At 35.8% G+C, this 25,434-nt stretch carries 19 protein-coding genes and 1 riboswitch; of the genes, 2 read left to right on the top strand and 17 right to left on the bottom strand.

Features of this window, described 5'->3' with window-relative positions:
• Positions 1 to 257 precede the first annotated feature (257 nt).
• The 8 genes from GHD00_RS16740 to GHD00_RS16705 all read right to left on the bottom strand — a co-directional run bounded on the left by GHD00_RS16740 (position 258) and on the right by GHD00_RS16705 (position 8,420).
• Complete coding sequence (locus GHD00_RS16740; RefSeq protein WP_163539311.1) at positions 258 to 2,099, bottom strand: diguanylate cyclase domain-containing protein; 1,842 nt, start codon at positions 2,097 to 2,099, stop codon at positions 258 to 260.
• An 80-nt stretch (positions 2,100 to 2,179) separates the two neighbouring features.
• Positions 2,180 to 2,262, bottom strand: a riboswitch (cyclic di-GMP riboswitch).
• Positions 2,263 to 2,315: 53 nt separating this feature from the next.
• The gene (locus tag GHD00_RS16735; RefSeq protein WP_163539310.1) at positions 2,316 to 2,852 is read right to left on the bottom strand and encodes a redoxin domain-containing protein; all 537 of its coding nucleotides are present in this window, start codon (positions 2,850 to 2,852) and stop codon (positions 2,316 to 2,318) included.
• 107 nt (positions 2,853 to 2,959) lie between these two features.
• Complete coding sequence (locus GHD00_RS16730) at positions 2,960 to 3,577, bottom strand: class I SAM-dependent methyltransferase (protein ID WP_163539309.1); 618 nt, start codon at positions 3,575 to 3,577, stop codon at positions 2,960 to 2,962.
• A gap of 117 nt (positions 3,578 to 3,694) precedes the next feature.
• The gene (locus tag GHD00_RS16725) at positions 3,695 to 4,111 is read right to left on the bottom strand and encodes a universal stress protein (RefSeq protein WP_163539308.1); all 417 of its coding nucleotides are present in this window, start codon (positions 4,109 to 4,111) and stop codon (positions 3,695 to 3,697) included.
• A 21-nt stretch (positions 4,112 to 4,132) separates the two neighbouring features.
• Positions 4,133 to 5,593: a SulP family inorganic anion transporter gene (locus tag GHD00_RS16720; RefSeq protein ID WP_163539307.1), complete on the bottom strand. Its 1,461-nt coding sequence runs from the start codon at positions 5,591 to 5,593 to the stop codon at positions 4,133 to 4,135.
• A 265-nt stretch (positions 5,594 to 5,858) separates the two neighbouring features.
• Complete coding sequence (locus tag GHD00_RS16715) at positions 5,859 to 7,121, bottom strand: MFS transporter (protein WP_163539306.1); 1,263 nt, start codon at positions 7,119 to 7,121, stop codon at positions 5,859 to 5,861.
• 138 nt (positions 7,122 to 7,259) lie between these two features.
• A complete protein-coding gene (locus GHD00_RS21315) occupies positions 7,260 to 8,141 on the bottom strand; it encodes a peptidoglycan-binding protein (protein ID WP_163539305.1) in 882 nt (293 codons plus the stop codon).
• A gap of 15 nt (positions 8,142 to 8,156) precedes the next feature.
• Entirely contained in the window at positions 8,157 to 8,420 is a 264-nt protein-coding gene (locus GHD00_RS16705) for a phage holin family protein (protein WP_163539304.1), read from the bottom strand.
• A 268-nt stretch (positions 8,421 to 8,688) separates the two neighbouring features.
• On the opposite strand from GHD00_RS16705, the gene GHD00_RS16700 reads away from it, so the two are divergent.
• Positions 8,689 to 9,390, top strand: coding sequence for a DsbA family oxidoreductase (locus GHD00_RS16700; protein ID WP_163539303.1), 702 nt, complete (start codon positions 8,689 to 8,691; stop codon positions 9,388 to 9,390).
• Positions 9,391 to 9,801: 411 nt separating this feature from the next.
• Complete coding sequence (locus GHD00_RS16695; RefSeq protein ID WP_163539302.1) at positions 9,802 to 11,946, top strand: methyl-accepting chemotaxis protein; 2,145 nt, start codon at positions 9,802 to 9,804, stop codon at positions 11,944 to 11,946.
• Between the two features lie 140 nt (positions 11,947 to 12,086).
• Here the strand turns inward: GHD00_RS16695 and GHD00_RS16690 are convergent, their stop codons facing one another.
• The 9 genes from GHD00_RS16690 to GHD00_RS16650 form a co-directional block, all read right to left on the bottom strand.
• Positions 12,087 to 12,719 (bottom strand): rhamnogalacturonan acetylesterase, encoded by a 633-nt coding sequence (locus tag GHD00_RS16690; RefSeq protein WP_163539301.1) that lies wholly within the window; start codon positions 12,717 to 12,719, stop codon positions 12,087 to 12,089.
• Positions 12,716 to 13,399: a YesL family protein gene (locus GHD00_RS16685; protein ID WP_163539300.1), complete on the bottom strand. Its 684-nt coding sequence runs from the start codon at positions 13,397 to 13,399 to the stop codon at positions 12,716 to 12,718. Before GHD00_RS16685 ends, GHD00_RS16690 begins: the two co-directional genes overlap by 4 nt.
• Positions 13,400 to 13,417: 18 nt before the next feature.
• The gene (locus GHD00_RS16680; protein WP_163539299.1) at positions 13,418 to 15,976 is read right to left on the bottom strand and encodes a glycosyl hydrolase; all 2,559 of its coding nucleotides are present in this window, start codon (positions 15,974 to 15,976) and stop codon (positions 13,418 to 13,420) included.
• 13 nt (positions 15,977 to 15,989) lie between these two features.
• A complete protein-coding gene (locus tag GHD00_RS16675; protein WP_163539298.1) occupies positions 15,990 to 18,323 on the bottom strand; it encodes a helix-turn-helix domain-containing protein in 2,334 nt (777 codons plus the stop codon).
• A gap of 86 nt (positions 18,324 to 18,409) precedes the next feature.
• Positions 18,410 to 19,285 carry a carbohydrate ABC transporter permease gene (locus GHD00_RS16670; protein ID WP_163539297.1) on the bottom strand — a complete coding sequence of 292 codons (876 nt, stop codon included), beginning with the start codon at positions 19,283 to 19,285 and terminating at the stop codon, positions 18,410 to 18,412.
• A gap of 32 nt (positions 19,286 to 19,317) precedes the next feature.
• The gene (locus tag GHD00_RS16665) at positions 19,318 to 20,283 is read right to left on the bottom strand and encodes an ABC transporter permease (RefSeq protein WP_163539296.1); all 966 of its coding nucleotides are present in this window, start codon (positions 20,281 to 20,283) and stop codon (positions 19,318 to 19,320) included.
• Between the two features lie 74 nt (positions 20,284 to 20,357).
• Complete coding sequence (locus tag GHD00_RS16660) at positions 20,358 to 21,899, bottom strand: extracellular solute-binding protein (protein WP_163539295.1); 1,542 nt, start codon at positions 21,897 to 21,899, stop codon at positions 20,358 to 20,360.
• A gap of 209 nt (positions 21,900 to 22,108) precedes the next feature.
• On the bottom strand, positions 22,109 to 24,703 hold the full coding sequence (locus tag GHD00_RS16655; RefSeq protein WP_163539294.1) for an exo-rhamnogalacturonan lyase family protein: 2,595 nt from the start codon (positions 24,701 to 24,703) through the stop codon (positions 22,109 to 22,111).
• Between the two features lie 430 nt (positions 24,704 to 25,133).
• Positions 25,134 to 25,434, bottom strand: a 301-nt coding sequence (locus GHD00_RS16650) for a group II intron maturase-specific domain-containing protein (protein ID WP_276208287.1), incomplete at its 5' end; no start/stop codon positions are given.

The raw sequence follows: 25,434 nt of genomic DNA, 5'->3' as shown, positions 1-25,434 counted from the left end.
TGAAACGCTCCTTTAACCTTTAACTTTTTCCATTCATCTATTTGAAGTGAAACGAATAGCCCCAACTTATAAATTCGATGATTGATATAACTATATGACGTCTATTCAACATTTAGAAAAAATTTTTCATATCCTTAATCATATCATAAAATTTAATCCATTTAACCAATTAATATTGTATTCATAAAAATTTGTCTATGCAAAAGAAAAATCGCCCCTATATGGAGCGATTAAGGTTTTTATTTTACGATACAAAATTATTCATTAGTAGATGATCTATTGTCCTTTCGATCGCGAACCTTTTGATGATACATTTTCGTATCTGCTTTATGAAGTATAGCATCTATTGTATCACCATCTTCTGGAAAGTAACTTATCCCTATACTAGCTGATAATGTCAACGTCTTCCCTTTCATGAACAACGGTTGATGAATTCTTTTTAAAAGGGATTGGCTAATTTGCTGTACATTTTCCTTTGTTTGTAAGTCAACAATAGCAATAAATTCATCACCCGCTAATCGGTAAATATGAACATATTTATGTTTTTCAACAAATTGCATAAAACGATCGGCGATTTTTTTCAATAATAGATCTCCACCACTGTGCCCCAATGTATCATTTACTTGCTTAAACTGATCTAGATCGATAAACATGATCGCAAAAAGATTTTTATCGTTGCTCTGTTGTATATTTAACCTTCGTTCGATATCTTGATAAAAGGAGTAACGGTTCGGCAAATTAGTAAGGGAGTCGAAATGTGCTAAATGATATAACTCTTGTTCTGATTTCATTAATTTATGTGTTTGTTCAGTTAGGATTTCATTTTGTTTATTGGTAGCAGCGAACATTTCTTGCAGCTGCTTTAAAACATGCTGCATATTTTGACCAACCTTAGAAAATTCCTCAATCTGGGTGTGATATTCGGGTATGCCATATTTTTGCTGAACCTTGTTTGGCAAATCCCCTGTTAAGTCAGTTAACTTTTCTAATGCTCGGGATAAAATACGATTAGCTAACATACCGAATATGGAGGCCATAAAAAGTACGAAAAGAGTAAAAACGTAATATGTGTTTAAACGTGAGGCCAGATCTAATACATTGTCCCTAAGAGGCGCTACAAAATAAATTGGTTTATTTAAAATATTTTCTTTCCCTACATATAAAGCGTTCAGCCAAGCGTTCATATTATCATTATTTGATAGCCAAATGTATTTATTTTTTTCAATTTCTTTTACATAGCCACCCTCCCAATATTCCAACCATAAAGAGTTATCAGGAGAATCCTCTGTTGTTATCCACTGTTCGCCATTTTGATTGAACACAAACACATGATCAACTAGGCGGCCAGTATAGTCATCCAATTTTGATTTCAACTGTGTTTTCGCTATATCACTTTCTTGTGTGTATTCTTGCCTATCAACAGCATCCATATCGGAAACCCAATTATTTATTTGTTCCTTTATCCGCTCATGATTCATTCTCATTTGTGAATATATTTGATTTTCCATCATTTGCGCATGTACGAAAATGATAATGATTAAGGGTGTAATACTTGCAAATATAATAATTTGCGAAATCACATGACCAAAATGTAATTTTTTATTTTTCCGTTCACCCTGTTTCGAACGAATAAATACAGGTACATAATCTACTATCATATCTGCAAGTAGAGCGAAAAATAAAACCTCTAATATGTGTTGAAGCAGGATAAAAGTTAATAATGTTTCTTCAAACAAATGATCATACATGAAAAGAGAAAATAAATAACTGAAGAAGATAAATACCACATAGATTATAGCACTTACAAATAAATTTTTCTGACACCTTTTATAAAGGCTTCCTATAAGAGCAACTTCTAATACACTCCAAAAAATGAACCATTGTTGATGTAATACAAAATCTATAAAACATATGATAAGGGAAGTGATAAAAGCTTTACGCAAACCAAAAAAGCGGATCATGACAAAGAAAAGAAGAAGTGAAAGGCTGACCGAAAAGCCAAACAGGACAGGGATGGTATGAAGCTGTGCATAAAGTACAAATATAACCATGAATATAAAGATAACTAACCGCTTCAATTCAACGTATCGAAATACCATCCTATCGATAGCCTCCATTATTTTTTATCAAAATATAAAGAAAACCTATAATACATATAGGTTCCCCTTAACTTGTGTGATCAGGTAACCCAGCCGTCATCGCTATCGCATTAGACCTGTGGCTTTGCGTCTCTATTTTTCAATAGATTTGCCTTTATCTTTTGTATGTAGTTCAAATATATCACTTATCGTAACATAACATGATCATTTATGGAACTATTTTCCCATTATTATACTACTATATTTTTCCTTGATTATTTCTTCATCTAAAGGACCGTATATAACATCCTGTATGACCCCATCTTGATCAATAAAAAAAGAGGTTGGTATCGGCCTTATGTGATAGGCTTTCGCTACAGAACCTGTCTCATCTAAAGGAATAGGAAACTTAAGCTCCAGTTGATCGATGAAATGAGAAACATCCTTTTTATGAGTTTCCGTATCCAATAAATTTACCGCAATGATTTCTAAGTCTATTTGACCATCTATAAGACTAAAAGCTTTCATTTCTTCTTGGCACGGCTTACACCAAGTCGCCCAAAAATTTAATAGCACTGGCTGCCCTTGATAATCGGTTAATGTCATTATTTCCCCATCTAGTGTCTCTAAACTAAAGTTGGGAGCCTTATCTCCTAACTGTACTCCTGTACCTTCAGCTTCATATTTTTTTTCGTTTTGATTAAAAATCGATGAATACGCCACCCAAGCAGCCATGCTTATTAATATAACAATAAACATCTTCTTCCAATACATGTGCTTCTCTCCTATAAATCTTTTTCTTCATATATACGTAGTTTTTTACAAAAAAAGAAGCAACAGTAAGTAATAGAAGGGAAAAATAATCACCATCAAGCTGGTGATTATTTTCTGGCGATCACGATCCCTAGTGGATGATGATGTTGTTGAGAAGTATTCATTGGCTCAATTAGAGCACCTTTTTGGTAATAAAAATCCTTTTCCTGATAGTTTTCAAACATTTCTATAAACTCTTCTACTGTTACTTGATGCACATGGAATGGCGATCCACTTGGGATCCCTCTTCCTTGTCCAAAAGGTGTCGATAAGAGGAGTGTTCCCCCTGGTTTTAATAGATCATAGACATTTTTTAAAAACTGCTCCTCATTTTCAATATGCTCAATTGTCTCAAAACTTAATATCACATCGAACTGCCCAAGTTTTTCTGGCAATGCGTGATCTGTGACATCCTCTAACTGATAACTGGAAAGTGGATGATAATACTGTTTTTTTGCGTACTCAATGACTTCTGGGTCAATATCTACTCCAATGATTTCTTCCATTTTTCTCTTGCATTTTTTCGCAATAATATGCGTGCCATAACCAGCACCTGTTGCAAAATCTAGTACACGTCCATGAACGTGTGGGACAGAAAAGTGATACCTAGCAAGATGTTCTATCAACAACTCATTGGTTATTTTCATCTTTTCGGGTATAATTCTCTCTCCCGTATCCTCTAACATCTAATCACCGCTTTAACTAATATTTAAGTGCGCTTTCATTATACCATAACTTTTAAGCGATTTATCTATATTAAATACTAAAGGGAGCTAGCGCTAAAAGCAACTAGCTCCCTCTCATTATTTAACAATTAAAACCGGGCATTCTACCCTTTTGGCAATTTTGTGACTAACACTACCTAAAATCATTGTCTGTACTTGATTTAATCCTCTACTGCCAACCACGACGAAATCATAATCATTTTTATTAGCAAATTCGACAATAGTTGGTCCTGGTTCACCGTGCAGGAAATGTTTTTCATAAGGGATATTGTCTTTTTCTATCATTTCAATAATAGGTTTTAATTTTCGCTCTCTATCTTTTTTCACTTCATATTTATCTAGCTTATGCAGCACATCTGCTTTAGAAGCACTACCATCTACAACAAAGATCAAATCAATTTGACCTTGATCCATTTTCGCTACTTTAATAGCATGCTCTGCTGCTCGTATCGAATGATCCGAACCATCTGTCGCTAATAATATTTTCTTATACAAACCCTTCACCTCTTCAACAGATTAATGACCGGATGCTTTAGAAAGTCCTCCGATTTTCCTCTTTAATAATCTACTTTCCGCATTTAAGCCTGTATATTTAACTTTAACATTATTTTGTTCGAATTTCATCTCAATCTTATCCAAGGCCCCAATTGCGGAATCATCCCAAAGGTGTGCAAGGGTTAAGTCAATTTCCACTTCTTCTACATCATCATGGAATTTAAACTTATTAACAAGATCATTGACAGATGCAAAGAAAATTTGACCATCAACTTTATAGATTTTCTTTTTCCCATTAACTGCGACAATCTCTGAAACTTTTACTTTAGAGATTTTGGCCGCAAAGAAAATAGCACTTAATAGTACACCTGCTAATACCCCTTTTGATAAATCATGTGTGACTACTACTGTTACCACTGTTACAACCATAACAACTGCATCTGTTCTTGGAATTTTATGCAAGTTTTTCACTGAAGACCAGTCAAACGTACTAATAGATACCATGATCATAACACCGGCTAATGCAGCCATTGGAATTTGTACAACGACACTACCAAGGGCAATAATTAAAAACATAAGGAAAACACCAGCAACTAGGGAAGATAACCTTCCATTTCCTCCAGACTTTACGTTTATAACAGATTGTCCAATCATGGCACAACCTGCCATTCCTCCGAAAAAGCCTGAAACAATATTAGCTATCCCTTGACCACGGCTCTCTTTGTTTTTATCACTTTCTGTGTCTGTCATATCATCTACGATATTGGCAGTTAATAGAGATTCTAGTAAACCAACAATAGCTAATGCTAGTGAATACGGAAAAATAATTGCTAATGTTTCAAACGAAATAGGAATACTAGGAATTAAGAATACTGGTAATTGAGAATTTAAATTACCTAAGTCTCCTACAGTACGAACATCAAATCCAACATATATAGCAAGAGCTGTTACCACAATAATTGCAACTAAAGTAGACGGTACAGCTTTTGTAATACGAGGGAAAATATAAATAATTGCTAATGTTAAAGCAACTAGGCTATACATAATCCAACTTTCGCCTTCAAAATGCTGAAGCTGCGAAGTAAAGATTAGAATAGCTAGTGCATTCACAAACCCTACCATCACCGAACGTGGTACAAATTTCATAACACTAGCAAGTTTGAATACACCGAATAAAATTTGCAGAATCCCTGCTAATATTGATGCTGCTAATAGATACTGCAAACCATAATCAGCAACTAATGTAATCATTAACAAAGCCATCGCACCTGTTGCAGCTGAAATCATTCCTGGACGTCCACCAACAAATGAAATCACCACCGCAATACAGAATGATGCGTAAAGACCTACCATCGGGTCGACACCTGCAATAATTGAAAAGGCAATCGCCTCTGGGATTAGAGCAAGCGCTACTACCATACCTGCTAATACGTCTCCCTTGACATTACCAAACCACTCTTCTTTTATTTTTCTTATGTCCATGAAGCACCTCTTTCTCCTTTTTTTGTCTCTGATCCCCTCAGAGAAATTTCCGTAGTGAACATACTGAATAATAGCATATTTCACAAATTCGTCAAATATCGATGGAAACGCGAACATTTATCAAATGCTTAATTATTCGCTCTTTTTCTCCAATATAATAGTCTATCTGTATACATGAAAGTTTTTAAGATTTTTTCATAGAGGTAGAATTATAAAAGGCAAGGAGATGCAGGAAAGGAATAGGGGGAAGTTTCTGACACTTCTCCTATGATTGTTTAGTAGGTTTCTTCGCTAATAAGGCGCTGATTATTCCGATGATAGGAAAAATTAATGTTAGTAAAATAATTTCCGTGTAACCCTGAAACAAATCAAAACCAAGTCCAAATGGAAGAGGTCCCAGTGACGAGCCGATAACCCCCATTGTTACACCTACGCCATTTATACTGCCTATATACCGTTTTCCAAAATAGTTGGGCCATATAACACTAAGACCGATACGTTCCAAGCCATGTGCAATTCCCCAAATTACACCAAAAACAATTGCTAAGAAAAACGACTTGGTAACTAACAATAATAAAAGAATAAAAAATTCTATGATAAAAATAACAAGTAATACATAATTAGCCTGTACTTTTTCTGTTATAAAACCTGAAACTAAAGACATAGGTATGCCTACAAATGCCATTAAACTTAATACTAATGCAGCTGCTTCTAATGATAAGCCGTTCGTATCAAATATCGATACAATATGAAAAGTAATGCCAGTGTTGACCATTGCTGGTATACCTACACAAATCAAGATGGCCCAAAATGCTCGAGTACGCATCGCTTCTTTTAATGTCCAATCTTCCTCGGCTTCTAAAATTTGCGTATTCACTCGAATATTATTTTCCTTTGTATCATCGTTAGAAAAGCCATCTGGTTGTAGACCAATCAATTCGGGTCGGTTTTTCACTCCGGAAAATGCAATCGGAACAAAGACGAAAAGTAACATGAATCCCCAAAACTGCCATGCCGTTTGCCAATCCCATGTTTTGATTAACCAAGTATTTATGATAGGAAACAGCATAGCTCCTGCAAAACCGAATAATGCTTTTAAACTAAATGCGCGCCCTCTTTTTTTCACAAACCACTGTGCCACTAACGTATTGGGAATAAGAGACATGCTACCCTGTCCTAAGAGACGTACGAAGAAAAAGCCTATAGCTAACATCCAAATAGATGAAACAAAGCTATTATAAAAACAGGCAAAAGCAAACAGGGTTCCGATCGTTACCATCATTGCTCGTTGACCAAACCGATCTATTAAACGGCCTACTATAATCATCAATAAGCCTGCCACTAATGTTGCGGCAGAATAGACTCCAGATACTTGTGACCTTGACCAACCGAATTCTTGAATATATTCATCAATAAACTGTGAATTTGAGAAAGTCTGTCCGGGACCTGAAAAAAATAATCCAAGCCCGCCTATAATTAAAATAACCCATCCGTAGTAAACATGTTGAAAAATTTTAAATTTATACATATGTATATCACCTTCTATGTAAGTGAATACGTAACAATTATAAACTATATCACTTTATTCACTGTTTGCAAACGTTTCGAATTGAGGGATAACAAAGCATATGGAGCGGTGCTAGCACCGCTCCTTTTTAAGAATTGATTAGAATAGGGATTCCCATGTGTTGGGACCAACAATTCCATCAACAGTTAGACCGTATTTTTTCTGATAGTTTTTCACGGCTTGCTCTGTTTTTGGACCGTATATGCCATCAACGGCTGTTCCAACCTTTCTTTGAATCGTTTTGACCACTTTTCCGCTGCTACCTTTTTGAATGAAATCTCCTGGGTATGCTTTTATCTCGTTCATTCTGCTACTCAACTTTCCTTGTGTCTGTGGGCCAACAATACCATCCACTGTTATACTCTCAGACTTTTGAAAGTCTCGCACTGCCTTTTCCGTTTCTTCTCCAAACTGGCTATCCGCACCATACTGTGGCAAAGAGTATCCTAATTGCAATAGTTTTTGCTGTAATACTTTTACCCTTTCACCTCTTGATCCTTTTTGTAGTGTAGCTGTCGTACTCCCTTTTCTAAAGGTAGATAATTGATTTAAATAAGAAGTCGGCTCAAGTGTTGAGGCCTTTTTATTTCCTCTGTATCCATATGGAGGTCTGTTTTCTGCATGTTTCCTTACTTCAAAATGGAGGTGTGATCCTGTCACTCTTCCCGTACTTCCTTGATATCCTATTAAGTCATCCTTTGCTATCCTTTGACCTTTTTGTACTGACACACGATGTAAATGGGCGTATAATTGTGCGTGATTGTTTTGATCTTGTATTAATACGACATGACCATACCCACCTAAGCCTGTACCATTTTGACCCATCCCTGCATAAATAACTGTTCCTTTACTAAAAGCATGAATCGGAGAGTGATGTCGTTTAACTAAATCAACTCCAGCATGAAATTCTTTCCCTTTACTTATCGGATCTGTTCTAAACCCATAAGGACTAGTCACTCGATAACCTTTAAATGTAGCCATTCAATACCTCCACTTTTATGATCCTTTTCGGAAAATCGTTTGTTTGACCATTTGGTGACCAAACACTGCTATCCCCGCAGCGATAATTCCATCCACAATTGCTTTAATGCTCCATCCAAATAAGCTACATGATGCTAATACTCCAATGCATAATAAAATCCAAATAATCAACCAATCAGGTAAAAACGGTGTTCTTTTACATGCATAACCAATGATCCATAGTGCAGGTATAACAAAGTAAAATTCATCATTAATTAACTCGAGATACTCTGTCATCATTCACGAACACCTCCTTACCATTATGCATTGATCCATGATGATAAACGGATACCCTTGAATGTAAATAACTTCACTTAATTTAGTATATGCAAGAGATCAAGCAATGTTTTTGGTTTTCGTCAAACCTACAGTCATCTTTATAATCATCTTTTTCTTTTTGGTGGTGCCTATCAATTTGAAAAAGTGTTTTTAACCTTAAGCATATTACTTTATAGGTTGATGGGAATTATGTAAAAATAAGATTATTCATCAAGTGAGGTGTTGAATGATGCAAATAGAAATATGGTCTGATTTTGTTTGTCCTTTTTGCTATATAGGGAAAGAACGGTTAGAACAAGCAATTGAAAGATTTCCTAAAAAATTAGACATCCATATAAAATATAGAAGCTTTGAATTAGATCCTAATACTCCAGCATATAATGGAAAAAGTATTCATGAATTAATTGCTAAAAAATATAATATGAGCCTTGAACAGGCAAAGCAAACCAATAAACAATTAGGTGAACAAGCAAGGTCTGTTGGATTAGAATTTGTTTTTGACACCATGAAGCCTACCAACACATTCGATGTCCATAGAATTTCTAAGTATGCAAAAACGGTTGGGAAAGAAAATGAATTCGTAGAAAATACACTGTATCATTACTTTACATTATCAGCTGATTTGAGTGATTTAGAAACCCTTGTTCATATCGGGGAAAAGTCGGGATTAGAGAAGCAACACATCTTAGATGTTCTGCAAAATCAAGATCGTTATGTTAAGGAAGTGCGTAACGATCAACATCAAGCTCAAAAGTTAGGCATTACAGGTGTACCATTTTTCGTATTTAATCAAAAATATGCCGTCTCTGGTGCACAACCAATTGAAACATTTATGCAGGCATTAGAAAAGGTGGAAGAAGAAGAGAGAGGCCAATTCGAAAACCTTTCAAACTCTAAAGGAAGTTACTGTGACGGTGATCAATGTCATTAAAACTGAATATAAAGTGAGACTTCCATCAGTGGGGATTCTTCACTCTCCATCGATGGTTAGCGAAACTTATCAGGGTGCTAGCGTCTGTTATCCCCCACTTATCCTTCTTTCATTATTCTAGTCTTCAAGCGGGGATTTTACGGACAATTGTTCACCGTGATAAACCTGAACCTAAAGCAAATATAGTTCAGGTTCAGGTTTGAATACAGTGAGCTGACTTTTAAAGCAGCTCTTTTTTTATTGCTTTCTACCAAGACATAAGTCCTGTTTTTTCTACAAATATCGTGAGAACCGGAAAATTATGTTATAATTATTTAGAACTATTATAAGTAGTATTAACCTATTCTTTTTTCTTTAATAATGAAACTTTATTACCAAAAGAAGAAAAACATTTTTATTAGGGGGTTCATTATGGCAAAGGGTTTTTTAAAAAAGACAGCCAAAAGCAAAAAGGGAGAAAAGCTGTTACAAAAGCAATGGAAGAAGAAGCTATTTTCTTTAGCAAAACGAATGAAACATAATAAGAATCAAGATGCTAGAAATCATCAATCTTCCGTTTCTAAAAAGCATTCCATTGGGACTAAAATTTTCACAAGTATTTTAGTAACCGTATTCATCTGTGTTGTTTTAGTGGGTATTTCGTCCTATTTTGTTTCTAATCAAATTATTAAATCAAAAGTAACGGAAGCATCGGAGCAAACGATTATACAAGCAGGAGATAAAATGGATTTCATGCTGGAACGTTATAAAGACCGTGTTAGTGAAATATTGATGTCACAGGATTTCACCAGCACTTTGCAGCAAATGGACGAATTTGAAGACACATCAAGTTTTGAATATTTTTCATTGAAAGGTATTATTGATGATGTATTAACACAAGTAGCTTTAATTGATAATAATGTAAACCTTTACTTATTACATACAGATAAGGAAAGAGTCGTCTCTTCTTCCCAGTCTGTCCCTGATTCTAATATTTTTGAATCTGAGTGGTATGAGTCTGCTAAATCCAGTTCAAATGCAACCACATGGATTGGTGGATTGCAACAAGGGATTAGCGGTGATAATGGAATTCCTACCGTTAACTTTGGGCAAAGATTAAGAATTGGAGGCGTTCAATATTTATTAGTAATGGAATTAGATACAAATGTATTTCATAATACGCTAGATGGCGTACAATTTGGTGAAAATGGTTATGTTAGCATCGTTGACGCTAATCGCAATGTTGTTTTTTCATTTAATCATGATGAAATTACGAACACATACCCATATCAAATAGCAACCGATAGTGAGCAAAATATGACAGAGGATAATGGGGAGCTTGTTTTTCAACATAAATCAGAAATATCTGATTGGTACCTTGTCGGATCTGTGTCGGAAGCAGAACTTACGAAAGATACCAAAACCATTTTTCTCATTACTTTAGTCATCATCATCATTTCATTGCTTATTAGCATTTTGATTTCGTCTAGAATTGTAAAAACCATTGCACGGCCATTAGTAAATGTATCCAGTTTGATGGCCGTTGCACAGCAGGGGGATTTAAGAGTCCGATCTGATCAAACCAAACGTAAGGATGAGATTGGGGAACTAGCAAAGAGCTTTAATGTCATGTTAGAAAATATTTCTCAAATGATGCATCAAACGAGAGATTCAGCGAACAAAGTCCTTGATGCTGCAGTGGAATTAACAGATATTTCACAAATGCAGTCACAATCTGCAAAGGAAGTAGCAGCTGCTTCTGAAGAAATTGCAAGTGGCGCTACTGGATTGACGGACGAAGCGGAGAAAGGTAACAACCTTGCTGCTAATATTCATGATGAAGTAGAAAATGTATTTCATAATAATCACGAAATGGAAAATAGTTCTATAGAAGTATTAGAGAAAAGTCATACTGGCTTAGAAAAAATGAATCAGCTTGTTCAACAGACAAAAGACGGTGAATCGATGACATCAGCTCTTGTAGAAAAAACCGACACTTTAAAAAGCAGCACCGAACAAATTAATGACGTAATGGTTATGCTAACCAATATTGTGCAGCAAACGAACCTATTATCATTAAACGCAGCGATTGAAGCAGCTCGTGCAGGAGAAGCAGGAAAAGGGTTTGCCGTAGTAGCTGATGAAATCCGTAAATTATCCACTCAATCTAAAGAGTCTATTGATAAGGTGGAAGACATCACGAATGGAATTGTGAATGAAGTAAACGAAACATTAGAGTTATTAGAAAAAGCGAATCCTCGCTTCCAATCACAAGTAACACAAGCACAAGAAACACAATTCATTTTAAATAATGTAGGAGAAAGCATGGCTGGCTTTACCAGCAAAATTCAGGAAGTTACCAATTCGATTAAACAACTTCGCGAATCACAAGAAGTACTCACTTCTACCGTTCATCAAGTAAGTGCAACAGCAGAAGAATCTTCTGCGATAAGTGAAGAAGTATCTGCAACAACAGAGGAACAATTGAAGGTAAGTGAGTCTCTTGTTTCTACATCGGATGAGTTAAAACAACTATCAGAAGAACTTCAGGAGTCAATGAGAAAATTCCAAGTATAAAGAGAGCCTTCCATTAGTGGGGGTTCTTCATCCCCCACTTCTACTTCTTTCATTATTCTAAGTCGTGAAGGAGGGGACTAACGGACGATTGTTCACCGTGATAAAAATACTGAACCCCAAAGCGACCTAACACTTTGGGGTTATTTCATGTTTACCATATCGCTTAGATGTAGAGCAACGATTCTTGCTATTTGATCCGCACCTGTTTCCGTATAATGAGTGCAATCCTCTCCGTTTACATCCAGCATAAAATATTGTTTCGCTTGCTTATATCCAATCGTTTGTAAATGTGCGTTACTCCAATACATCAAGTCAATAAGCTCGACTGCTTCCTCGTTAGCTACTTCTTTCATCGCATTACAGTAATCTCCAAAATCTTTTAAGAATTCCCCATTAACATAATGCAACCTTGTAACTGGTGTGATAAGAATGGGTATAGCTTTTTTTTCCCTTGCACCTTGAATATATTGTTTTAAATATTTCTTATAATCTTGATAAGGTTCTGTGTACCTCTGCGGCCTTTCTTTGGTAGAATCATTGTGCCCCATCTGAATCACTAAATAATCACCAGAACGAATGTCGTCCAAAATAGCTTGCAGACGGCCTTCCTCTATAAAAGTCTTGGAACTCCTACCGCCAATCGCATGATTACAGATCTCTATTTGGTTTAAATAACCTTGTAAAAACTGCCCCCATCCTGCTTGCGGTGCTTCATTTTTATCATAAGTTTGACAAGTAGAATCACTTGCTAAATATATTCTAGTTTTACTCATGTAGTCATTCCTTCCCTGTTCACAATAGGTTGCTGCAGTAAATCTTCTTTCTCCTGTAACAATGATTGTTTATACTCTATTCGGGCAAAAGTACGATAACTTATCCACATGACAATGAAACTGGTCAGACTAGCTCCAAAAAAGACAATAAATATAGGAAAGGTCACCCATAAATAATATAGCGTAAAACAAGCTGCCAAAAGGTATATCGTTCTAACTGGTTGATAAATAGCAATAAGAAAAGCATTTTTAAAATATTGTTTAAATGTGGTCTGGTAATGAACATATAAAGGAAACAGATAAATAAGCATAATCATATACAGTAAGAAAATAATCATAAATACGGCTTTAAACAAGAAATTCCACGTGTCATTCCCCACTGCAAAAAACTGCAGATTCACGATCAACATCATACCGAAAAGAAACATTAGCCAACTAAGCGTATTTGCTCGCCAAAATTCTTTTCGATAGACAGCCAGAAATATTTTCCCAACAGAGAATCCTTTTTCCCCCATTGACCATTTTCGAAAGATAGTAAACATCGCAACTGTACTCGGTCCTACTCCGAAGAAGAGCAAGCCCATCGTTGTACCAATTACCCACAGTAAATTGACATAGAAAAGAAAAAGAACCCCTTCACCAAACTGATAAAACTTTCCTAAGAATGTATCGCTGTTCAACTTCATCACCTGCCTTATCTAATTCTGTTTCCTATAAGTTAGAGTAATAGGTCCTAATAAACCTGATGGTAATTCTAAATGGTCCATTTGATTCGCCATATTATTCGTTACATTTATTTCTAAAACATTATCTCCTTTTTGGAATACCCTTTTAGGAAGAGACAATTTATATGGGGACCAAAATATCACATCAATCAGTTGTTGATTTAACTTTACTTCTGCAATATCATAGACGGCACCCAAATCAAGCTGTATTTGATCATAATCTTCTGGATTATGATCAAGTTCAAAGACAAATGGATAACTTATTGTACCAGAGTAATGACACAACTCATTTATTTCCGTCCAACTTGTTAAGGTTTCTTTTGACCAAACCTTATGGTCACATTGAACTCGAACATTCGGTTTATATTCAAGCTGTTGTATACAACATGTATATAAATCTTTATTTACATTTCCTTCTAAACTAGTATTAGCAGGATCTACCACTAAAAGAATAGAGGATCTTCGCGGAAGTTCTAATTCTATACTGCTCCCATTAGCATTACCGTTATCGAACTGCCCTTTCCATGGATCCCAAATCTCTATGTTACCTTTATGGGGTAATGTAAGGCTATCGTTATAAGTAGATTCACCTTCATTTACGATCAAATAAAAGTACAAATCAGATTTTTCCACAACAGAAACTCGTATATCTTCTGATTCTTTGGCTAATTGAACAGATTGATAATTTAATAAGAATGATTGATCATTTTGATCCAATTCATCTAGTTTTTTAATATAGTCAGGAATATAATCGGCTTCTGGCAGCAGTTTTTTTTGTTTATTATTACCGTTTACCAATACTTTTCCACCCTGTTCTATCCACAGTTTAAGCTGTTCGATTATCGATGGGTGAATCGATTCAAGAGAAATTTGATCTATAATAAGCAATTGATACTGCTGCTTTTGAATGTTGAGTGTTCCCTGTTCAAACGTGACATCACCATTTATCAAGTGCTTACTATTTAAATAATTAAATTCAATCTGATTTTGATAAAGCATTTTGGCCATTTGCCACGGCAAAAAGCTATCTTCTGCTAAAACTGCTACTTTCGCTTGATTGACACTATCTGTCATAACCCAGCTCAATCGCATCATATATTGACTGAAATATCGATAATACGGCCACCATGTATTATTTTGTCCGACATCAGGTGGACGTTCATGGCTTCTTTGCTTACCCTCAACAGAATAATAGAAGGCATGAGGACAAAATAAGTTTACCCCTCTTACCGCAAGCCAATCAATATACCATTTCATATCACCTGCAGAAAGATTCCAGTTATTATCGATACCGCAAACTCCTAGAAACTCATTGATATTTCTTCTTCTGCCCAAATGCCTTGCCGCATCAGCCCCACATTTTCCTGCTGTGGAATGCTCACCTTCGATTGCTTTCTGATCTTCTGGTGCTACCCACCGCCACACAACATCCTGTCCTGGAATATGAAATGGCTCTAACAGCCCAATGTCATCACTAGCTGCAGGATGACCAGTTAATGCCAATCCGTTTTGTTCACACCATTTACTGATTGGTTGATAATAATTGGCTAACAATCGCTGATGTAATGCAGATTGATAACTTTTTCTAATCGAATATGTTCTATCTCCGACATCATAAAACAGCCCAACAATATCTTCTACATGATTTCCCTTTGCAAAAAACTCATTTTCAAATCCTTTTGTCCAAGGAATCAAACCTTTTCGCGCATTCCTTCCAAGCATATCAGGCTCATCCGTAAACATAGCAAAAATGGTATCGCCAAAATGCTCGCCCACTACTTCTTTGTATCGATCATGTGTGATTTGAATAAACGTATCGACAGCTTCTTTATTCAATAGATCAGCAGACCTAGGTGCATTCTTTTCACCATCATCTTGATTTGTATGAATACCTCGAATAGTGCCTCCAGTTTCTGTTTCATAAACTAATAAGGTAACCCACTCTTCTTCAATTCGTTCATTAGATTGGAAGAAACGTTCTATGATATTTGGATCTATTTGTAACGATTGCTTGTCCTTATCTGTATCTAACTGTTGAACTGTTGCTATATTTAATGGATAGACACAGCTAACATTTTCTGAATCGATTTTCCCACTAGTTTTCTTAGCAAAATAAATAGCCATTAAACGGTCATATTGATGTAAAGTAAAGGGAGATAAGGCCTCTGAGATGGTTAACTCATCTGCTTTTAACCCCCTGCTGGCAAACTGCGGATTCTTTTCCACCACTTTCCCATTTGCAGCACCTGACGGATACATCGCTTCATCGTATAGAATTACGTACATGCCCAGATGCTTTGCTTCTTCTACTGTAAAATTCACATATTCCATAAATTCATCTGATAAATAGGAAATATTCTCTGGTATTCCCATTCTTGGGTGTAACACAAAGCCCATTACTCCTTTTGATTTGAAATCATGCAATTGCTTTTTTAATTCTTCTTTACTTAAGTCATCATTCCAAAACCAGAAGGGCATAGGCGAAAACTCAGAATCAGGAGTTAAAAATTGCTCCTTCAGTAATTTACTCACGTGTGTATCCCCCTTAAGAGCTGTTTGCATTCATCTTTCTAAATTGGCTTGGAGGTAATCCAACCTGTTTTTTAAAGATACGGTTAAAGTAACTATGTCGATACCCGACGCTTTCAGCTATGTCGCTTATTTTCCAATTCGTTTGTAATAGTAATTCTTTCGCATGATCCATTCGAACTTCTGTCAGATAATCTATAAAATTAGTACCGAGAATTCTCTTAAAAGCTTTGCTTAGTGAATATGCTGTCGTTCCGATTTTATCTGCACAACTTTCTAATGATATGTCCTCCATATAGTGTTCATGAATGTAAGCTACAATTTCATCCACTAAACGTTTCATTTCCATATTCACGTTACTTTCTATGATATCTACATATGGTTTGATTACTTGATCAACTAACCATCGAACGATCCATTCTCTTTCTCTAATTTGAGCTAGCTCCTCAAACATATTGCGCCCATTAAATAACTCAGTCGGATCAATTCCGGAATGTAATATCTCGTGCTGAATGGAACTATACAACTGCAGGGTACTTGCTTGAACATTTCCTTCTTTCGCCCCATTTTGGATAAGTTGATTAAAAAAGTGCCTAATAGAAGATTCTGCTTCGTTTGTACGTCCTCTTCGAACACATTGAATAATTTCTTTCTCTAATTCAAATGGATAAATAAGCTTTTGCATATTGTTATCCTCATTTAATTCATTTAAATGGATGATCTGATTTTGATTTTCAAATTCACGATATCTTTTACCTCTACCTATCTCTTCAAACAAAAGGTTAATTTGTTTAATTTTCTCTACTTTTGAGCTTACCGTAATGGTAACGCTTAATTGTAATACATTGCTAACAGCTTCAGACAACTCTTCTGCTAATTGATTAATTTGCAGCTTTTCATCTGTTAATTGATTCGGCACAACTAAAAATACACCAGCAGATAGGTCATAGTAGTTTAGAATCGTATACTGGTTAAAGTATTTTGGCGTGATATCATCTGCCATATTCGCCATTGCAAAAGTAACTAAACTATCATCGTCTTCCTTGTTAGATTTTGAATCATACATTCCTGTTAGTTGTAAATCTAGTAAGATAAAAGAGTGGTCTTCTACTTTCCATCTATAGCTTTCCATTCTTTTTTGCAAGGATCCCTCGCTATAATCAAATAGAAAACCTTTTGTCAATTGAACCAAAAAATTTTGCCTTAATTGTGGCAATTGTGCTGTCAGACGCTTTTCTAACCTTTTGCGCTCATCTGTTAAATCACGAAAATGTTTACTAATTTGCTCGAATTCATCGGATGCATTTAACTCATTTCTATCATTTGCACCAAAAGAAAGAGCTAAACGTCTTACGGGTTGATATAACCTATTGGATGCAAACCATGTCATTCCAAAAGCAACAAACAACAAGGATAAACTCGCTATTAAAATGACCTTAGATATCGTAACGATCGGGGAGGTGATTGCTGAAATTGGTGCGGCAGACACATAAGTCCAAGTCGAACCAATTCGATCAAATTCCCCATACGATACGGAATAGGTTACATCATCTACATCGATTTGAAATGATTGATCTTCCGTTTCTGATCCAGCTAAATGATTTGTTATACGTGTCATAAGTTCCGATTGATTTTCAGCGGGTGTGGACAACATGACCTCGTTTGATTGATTTAATAACACAGTTAACCCATCACTATATGGAGTTAAGGTTTCTAACAGCTGAGCTAAGCTGTTTTGATCAATGGTAACAACTATAGCTCCAAATGGATTATTGCTTACACCAGGTATCTGGTGAGATAAGACAATATTGTTTTTGAAATTTGTCCCTTCTCTAAATTCCTCTGGCTGTTCCCATGTAACATTTTGCGGTCCATCTAATAACGAGGAATACGATTGATACTCTTCCTGGTTACGTAAATAATAAAGGTATGGTGAGAAAACCACGGGATCTTCCCCATCAACGAATAATTCCACATGCTCAATTAATGGATGACTACCTTGTAAAATGATCATCTTTTGTTTAAGATCTCTAGTCTTTTGAAACTGACGAACATAATCCATATTAATTAATTTTGTATTAAAAGTTGGTTCAAAAGCCCAATAAGATAATGATTCCTCTAAATAATTAAATTGCTCATTAATATTTTCTGCTCGCTCATCCAATTCTTCGACATGCATTTTTCTTAGCTCTGTTTCGGTTGAATGTAGACCAAATAAATAGATGCCAATACCTGAAATAATACCTGGAATAGAAGTGATAAATAATATTAACAAGAAACTTTTTCTAAAAAATCTACTATTCCATCGATGAATCATCCATTCCTTTGATCTCGTTAGCAAGTTTTGCATTCCATCACCTCTTCTATACCTATACTACCAAAAACAGAAAACGTTTTCCATACCTTGATAGTCAGGTTATAGAGAGATAGTTTATGTTAACCTTTCACAGAACCTAGTAATATCCCTTTTGCAAAATGCTTCTGTAAAAATGGATAGAAAATAAGAATTGGAACAGTTGCAACAACTACTACTGCCATTTTTAAGGATTCTTCAGGTGGATCTGCAAGCATCGTATCCATTTCCCCAAAATCCATATTTGCGACCATCATTAACTGTTGTAATAATAACTGAACCGGCCATTTAGCACTGTCGCTTATATATAATAGAGCATTAAAGAAATCATTCCAATAAAACACGGCATAGAAAAGTGTAAATGTGGCAATAACTGGTTTTGATAATGGAATAACAATTCGCCAAAAAACACCCATATCTGAACAACCATCTATTTTTGCAGATTCCTCTAGCTCTGACGGTAGATTTTGAAAGAAGCTCTTTACTATTATTAAATAGAAAGGGTTGATGGCTACAGGTAGAATCAATGCCCACAGGGAATCTAGTAATCCAAGACTTTTAACCACCATGTAAGTAGGAATCATCCCACCATTAAACACCATAGTAAAAACAACTAGGTTTAATATTAAATTCCTTCCTAATAATTTTTTGCGAGACAGAGGATAAGCCATAGTCATCGTTAAAAGTAAGCTAACTAATGTCCCCAATACAGTTACTAGAACCGAAACACCAATACTGCGAATGAATGTCGTCGTAGAAAAAATATAATCATATGCAGCTGTCGTAATCGTTTCTGGAATTAAGAAAAACGGCCTTGCTGCAATTTCAGATTCTGTTGCAAAGGAACCCGCAATGACATATACAAATGGGATAAAAGTAGCCAAACCCAGCAGTGCCAAGAATATGTGGTTAAATACGTCAAATACTCTTCCTAATGGTGTATTATGCATCTTATGCATGTGATCTCCCCCTTTAATCTATAATCTGTGATTTAAAATAACCCTGGCTGCTTTAATTTTTTAGCTAGATAGTCAGCACCATAAATTAAAATAATCCCAACTATTGCCTTAAATAAACCGACCGCTGTACTGTAACTAAACGCACCTTGTGTAATCCCGACAAAATAGACATACGTATCAAAGACATCTGCAACACTTCTATTTAAGGAATTAGTCATCAAAAAGATTTGTTGGAAACCTTGATCTAAGAAGTTACCAAGTCTTAAAATAAGTAAAATAACAATAGTACTACGAAGTGCTGGTAAAGTAACGTGCCACATCCTTCTAAATCGGCCTGCTCCATCCATGATCGCCGCTTCGTATTGTTCGGGGCTGACACTTGCCAAAGCCGCTAAGAAAATAACCGTACCCCAACCAGTTTCTTTCCAAATAACTTGTCCAATGATCATAGGTCGGAACCAATCTGGGCTAGATAAGAAATTAATTTTTTCACCAGTAAAATATTCTACAACAGCGTTGACAGCACCTCCGCTAGTAGTTAAAAATACATAGGTAATACTTGCGATAATAACCCATGACATAAAGTGAGGTACATACACTAATGTTTGAATAGTTCGTTTAAAAAATTGCATTCGAAGCTCATTTAACATTAGGGCAATAATAATTGGTGCCGGGAAAAAGAAAATAAGATCGTATAATGCTAAAATTAACGTGTTTCTTAACAACCGAAAAAAGTCAGGGTTTTGGAAAAAATACTGAAAATGATCAAATCCTACCCAGTCGCTTTGCCAAAACCCTTTAAAAGGTGAATAATCTTGGAAGGCCATTAATACCCCCCACATTGGCATGTACTTAAATAAGACAAAATATACAATGCCTGGCAGCAATAGAACATAAAGCCATTTATCCTTTAATAACTGCTGTGTTTTCGTTAATTGATTTGTATCTAACGGTCCATTCGTCTTTACCTTTCTTGATTTCATACTTAATAAAGACATTGCTTTCCCCCCTTAATATGAGGATATCTGAACAACCTCTTGATAAAGTTGTTCAGATATCAATACTCACAAACTTATTGTGCTTCTTGATATAATTGATTAATTTCTTCGATGTATTCTTTTCCGCCAGAGTTCATCCATAGTTCTTCTGCTTCATCTAGTCCACTTTCATCAATTTGACCAACAATGTACTTAATGCGAGCATCCAGAATAATATTATCAAGTTGCTCCCCTTGACGACTATATACTTCAGAAACTAGTGGTTCAGCTGGATTTGGAACAGCTATTTCCTCATTGGCTTTCATTACCTTTTCCTCTTTCTTTTCTATCTCTTGTAAAGGCGCCGTTAAAAATCGCTCTTCCGGAATAAATGTAAGTAGTTGGTTTAAATCTTCATGTTCATAAACCAATCCTTGATCTTCAGTTGGAGTATAAACCCCATCAACGATTTCATAGTGTCTTCCTTCTACCCCATTAAATCCTAAGTTTTGCCCTTCTTCTGTGCTCATTTTATCCATGAACTCTAATACTTTGTGTAATTCTTCCTCTGTTTCTACAGATGTCTTTGAAATAGCAAACATCATACTATAACCAGTAGTTGGTAGGTTATGCAATCCATTCGGTCCTTCTACAGCACCAATTAAATCAACTGCACCTTCTAATGAAGGATCTGCATCAATCATTTTATCTTGGTTTCTACTTGCTGCATCAGCCACATCAACAATGGTACCTGCTTTTCCATTAACAAAAGCATCATGCCATTTTGCTGGGTCCATAACAGCAAAGTCTTCATTAACTAATCCTTCATCGTACATTTTCTTAAAGAAATCTAATGCTTCACGATAAGCTGGGTCCTGGAAATGTGGGTAAAGCTCTCCATTTTCATCAATACCCCATTTATTCGGTACACCGAACCATGTTTGCATAATATCCCATGGACCTTCATATTCTGAAACGATTGTACCTACCGTATCGTCTTGCCCATTTCCATCTGGATCATCATGTGTAAAGGCATACATAACATCATAAAACTCTTCAATTGTTGTAGGCTTTTCCATCCCTAGATTATCTAACCAATCTTGACGAATACTCATCGCCATTCTACCTAGAGGACGGGAACGGTAAAGAGAATAAATTCGCCCATCAATCGAAATGTTGTTTTTCACAATATCATTCATTTGACCTAAATTTTCATATTCATCTACATAATCCGTAAGATCCCAAAACGCTCCATCATCCACGGCATTAATAAAACTTGGTGTTTTACCAGTTAATATAACGTCAGGTAATTCACCTGAAGCTAAAGTAATATTAAAACGCTCATCATAGTTACTATTTGGAACAAACTCAATGTCTAAGTTTGTATTTGTAAATTCCTCAATGGCTTGCCAAGCTGGACTGCTTTCATCAGGTGGCTCAGGAGTAAATGATGCAGTCATAATGGAAATATCTGTTGGTTCTCCATTGCCTTCAGCCTCTGAATCATTTGTATTTTCTTGATTATTATCATTATTTTCATCTGATGTATTCGTTTCTCCATCACTGCATCCAATCAGTAATGCACTAATAATAAAGGTTAATAAGAGCATCCAAATACTTTTCTTTTTTTGTTTCATTGTTCCATTTCTCCCCTTTCATTTTTATGACCATTCGTATAAATCCGAGATGTTTGTTTCTTTTTGTCACCTCCTTGATTTCTATTAACCGAATAACGGCTTAACCAAAATATAAAACGCTTACACTTTTCCTACAATATTCAATTTTTGTCGATCCTCCATTTATTTAGATCATAAGTTGTACAAACAGCCATACAGGCCTTATATTATCACTTTTTTACCGCATTATCACTTTCTTGCATGAAGTTTTTTGGGAGGTAATCTCCAATTAATGCTAAACATGTCATCGCATTTAAACACCACTGTGATACCGCATTAGTTGAAATATTTTCAACCTCGATAATTCGATCCCATTCATTGATTTCGTTAAGCTTTGTATTTAAAGGATAATCTCGTAATAGAATTTCCCATACTTTTTCTGCTAAAGTAGAATCCTTGTAATATCTTGCTGCATATGCTGCTATTCCTGTTGCGAACATTGGCCAGTGAAATAATGCTTTGTGCAGCTTCCCATTTGTTCTTTTTTTCATTTCTTCGTCACTTAATAAGTAAAAGGAACCAAAATCTGCAAGCATTTTTTTCCATACATTATCTTCTAATAGAACATCAAGCTCAAACCAAACTTGGGGTGCGCCAAAAGCGATGACCATGTGATAATCTCCTAATGTTCCGTCCCCCATATGAACAAGCTTTTGTTTTTCTTTTTCGTAATAAAAAACAGGTCCTGACAACAACTGCAATGGAGCTTCTTTTACATTTTGAATACTTTGTTTTATTTTTTCATAATAGGTCGCATCATTTGTTTTCTCCCATTGGTGAATCCAGTTTGATAAAAAGGATGACCAATCCGGTCCAGTACGGATAGGGATTAAATTTTCTTTGACATCATAAAATTCTCTCATTGGTGGTAATTGATTAATTCTTTGGTCTACATCTTTTACTTGTTCCATTACTTCTCCGACTCGTTCATCTCCTGTTAAGAAATAATAATACTTATGAAGGGAAGCCATGCTAATGCGAACTTCTTTACAACCACATCCCCAATGCATCACGTTATGCCTAGAACCAAAGCCTTGATACTTGCCAGTATGGTATTGATCGACTTCACTAGTGTGCCTTGTCATCGCTTCTGCCATAATAAATAATGACTCAGTTGGCTTTCGCATAAAACTATACCAAAACCATAGATTAGGAACTAATTCCGTATTTTGCCAAGCAAATCCACCTAGGTCATAGCACCATTGATGCCTGGTTGAATCATAGGTGTGCATCACATCTCCATAATTCCATAACCCATACCAATTTCGTTGTATAATTTCACGCTGATAGAAATGAATTGCTTCATCTAACTTTTTTTCGATTTCAGTTAACCAAGGATTGCTTGTATTTGGTAAAGGTGAGGAAATGAAGCCACACGCTTTTGTATCTGCATAGTAGGACGATGTACAATGAAGCTGTACCGGTCGATTATGAAGCTCTAAATAAAAATTCAAATCCTCTTGACTAGGCGATTTTTGAAATAAAGTAATAGCACCTTCATTCGTGTTCGCAATACCTGCGGGAGTAGCACGTAATTCATCAAAACCTTCATAAGCACTCTCCACATGTGTTTGAGTAGAGTAATGTTCCAAGTTCATAGCCTCTACTTCTTTCGGCCAGAACCAGGCTGTAACAGTTGGGTGTTGATCAGCTAAATGATTAACTTCTATGGAAGAAGGGTATTTTTGCCAAAAGTCTTTCAAAGTTGTGAGTATCCCTCCTATTTCGCTGCCCACATATAATCCACCTTTTGCCTTTTCCCTATGAATACTGTCTATATATTGATTGGTAAGTCCTGTACTCTTAGTCACTTTATAGTGATTAACGTTGTCTTGCATTAATTTGAAATGTTGCCAAATAGCATTTTTCTCTCCTTGATGGAAGATATCACTTGTACTATCTTTTGGATAAATCATATCTCCCGCTATTTGCTTTTTATACTCATCATTGTGTCTGTATCGTCTGGATAGCATTAATTGACTTGCTTCATTATACCATCCATTTTCCGTTGCTATTTGAATGTGTCGGTTATAGGGCTTACCTGAAGCAATTGTTTTAAAAGTAATGCCGATCGCTTTTATTTTTTCGATTTGATCTTGAATAGCTGGCTCTCCATCCACGATAAATGTATGTACATAACGAATAGAAGGTTGGTCCTTATAGAAATAAAATCTGAGTTTAAATGGCAATTTATGCTCATTTTCAGCTAGTTGATGAGTACCCTTTAGGCAAACAACAGATCGAATCAGACCATTTTGCTCTACGGTGACGTTAGTGACCTTAGATCTTCCTTTCCGTTGCCTTAACCAGATCTCTCCTTCTAGAGAATGCTGCTCTTCTATTTCTAAAATGAGACTGCCATTTTTGACAAGCTTTTGTCCATTTAATGAAATGCTTTCAATGATATTTTGACCACTTTTTGGAATTTCACAGCTCAATTGGTTGGTATGAATGAACCATTTATCAGCTGATTCTTTTACCTGTAATGGCGCGTTAAACTCGTTTGAGGGCGTGTGTTTTTCTAAACACATATCATTTGCATCCAACCTATTGATAATGGCAGAATGTGCCGTCCATTTCACTGATCCATCTGGCCAATAAGCCTGTACCCATGATTGAACCGGATTAGATTCTCCCATTTTATTTTCTAATGCGAAGTGATCTGTTTTCTTTACTTCGCCTTTTTTCCACGGTACCCCCCATGTAACCGGAATGTTTTTCGATAATTTTGGTAACCTGTCTAAGAATAAATGATGAATATCCATGTATCTCTCCCCTTTATAAGATATCTATCCCTATCCTATATAGCAGAAAATTTACAGGCAACCATACTTTTTTGCCATATGTAAGAAAGGAGCAATATTGGTCCTTTACTTACATATAAAAAAAACTGTTACTATTAAAAATATCCTCATATAACACAATATCCATAAACTGTGCAGTAACTTTGGGAAAGTTTTCCTCCACTTGTCTCGATGAGTGCGTAATCGGCGCTGCGGAAAAACACTCGCTTTCCGGGGTAGAGTAGAAAACAGGAATTAAATAGTGCCTTCTTGTCTTCGGGTTTCAGGGTGTTTCACCTTACTAAGCCAGACGGAGGGCAGTTTCTCTTCCTGCTTCCCCTCATCAAACCGTACGTGAGGTTTTCCCTCATACGGCTTTCCGATGTTCTTCTTTCTTTGGCATTACAGTACTCTAACTAGCTAATTTCACCAAAATATGTTTTACTTCGTCCTTTGCTTCTATAAAATACCTATGTTTCTTTCGTCTATTTCTTTTCTTGTTATTAAATATGGTTAGACGCTTTAACACGTACCAGTCAATACGGGTTAGCCATTTCTTCGCTATAGGAGAAATGAGATAGTAATTCTTAAATCCTTGTAAACGACGATTTAATCCTTTTACTAATTCGCGTATATCTACGTACAGCTTGCTTCGAGGTTCCGTGTACGCTTTGATTTTGGCACGCATTTTCTTCATGGCATTCCGTTTTGGG

Origin of the sequence: Gracilibacillus sp. YIM 98692 (assembly GCF_010993965.1) — a bacterium.
Lineage (GTDB): Bacteria > Bacillota > Bacilli > Bacillales > Amphibacillaceae > Gracilibacillus.
The sequence above is the reverse complement of the archived record's forward strand: the minus strand, read 5'-3'. Positions and strand labels throughout refer to the sequence as shown.